Annotated in this window: 1 protein-coding gene and 1 pseudogene; both read right to left on the bottom strand. The window is 70.2% G+C overall.

Features of this window, described 5'->3' with window-relative positions; genetic code table 11:
• Nucleotides 1-367 (bottom strand): annotated as a pseudogene (locus AC2VON_RS18260) (hypothetical protein); the annotation flags it as partial.
• 138 nt (nt 368-505) lie between these two features.
• Nucleotides 506-1,347 (bottom strand): amino acid--tRNA ligase-related protein (locus AC2VON_RS18255; protein ID WP_486954218.1); only part of this gene is annotated, 842 nt, incomplete at its 5' end.

The following is a 1,347-nucleotide window of genomic DNA, read 5'->3' as shown; positions in this document are numbered from 1 at the left end:
CGACAAGTCCTGCCGGGACGATCACCAGCACTCGGTCGGCGAGCCCGCGCATGCGCAGCTCGGACAGCACCAACCCGGCCTCGATCGTCTTGCCGAGCCCGACCTCGTCGGCCAGGATGCCCCGACCGCGCATCCGCTGCAGCACGGTCCGTGCGGCCCGCAGCTGATAATCGAACGGCTCGAACCGCAACCGCGGTATCCCCAGGAAGGTGTCGAACCCCGGCCGTGCCCAGACCCGAACGGCGCCATCGACGACCGCGGACCAATTCGGTTGCGGTCGTGGGCCATTGCTTAGCTGCGCGAGCAACGGTCGGTAGGCTGGCAGCTCTGCTGTCGACGTCTCGTCGGCGGCGATCGTGACGGTCATGCGGCCTCCCAACGACTTGGTGTATGCCTGGTTGCGCTGGACGCTACCGGCGGCCACCGACAGGACCGACGACCCACGCCGACGTGTGACGGATGAGGCGGATGAATTCTCGGGCCCGACGAAATCAGGCCCTTACGCTCAACCGATGCCGGACTCTTTGCGCTGCTGCGCGGTGATCGGCGCCGGGGCGCCGGTCAGCGGGTCGACGCCGCCACCGGACTTCGGGAATGCGATAACCTCCCGGATCGACTCCACGCCGGCCAGCAGGGCCACCACTCGGTCCCAACCGAACGCCAGTCCGCCGTGCGGCGGCGCCCCGAAAGTGAACGCGTCCAACAGGAATCCGAACTTCTCCTGAGCCTGGGCCGCGTCGATGCCCATCACGGCGAACACCTGCTGCTGGATGTCGCGGCGGTGGATACGGATCGATCCGCCGCCGATCTCGTTACCGTTGCACACCACGTCGTAGGCGTCGGCCAGCACGGCACCGGGGTCGGACTCCAGCGCCGCCTCGTGTTCCGGTTTGGGCGCGGTGAACGCGTGGTGCACCGCCGTCCACGCGCCGGAACCGACGACGACCTCCCCGGCGGCGGTGGCTTCGTCGGCGGGCTCGAACAGCGGCGGGTCGACCACCCAGGTGAACGCCCAAACGTGGGGGTCGATCAGGTTCAGCCGCCGCGCGATCTCCCCCCGTGCCGCACCCAGCAGCGCGCGCGACGCCTTGGCCGGCCCCGCCGAGAAGAAAACGCAGTCGCCCGACTCGGCGCCGACGTGGTCGGCCAGCCCGGCCCGTTCGGCATCGGAGAGGTTTTTGGCCACCGGGCCGGACAGCTCGCCGTCGTCGCCCACCAGCACGTACGCCAGCCCGCGGTGCCCGCGCTGCTTGGCCCACTCCTGCCAGCCGTCCAGGGTGCGCCGCGGCTGCGACGCCCCGCCCGGCATCACCACCGCACCGACATAGGGGGCCTGGAACACCCGAA

It is taken from the genome of Mycobacterium sp. TH-M82, assembly GCF_057473605.1.
The sequence above is the reverse complement of the archived record's forward strand: the minus strand, read 5'-3'. Positions and strand labels throughout refer to the sequence as shown.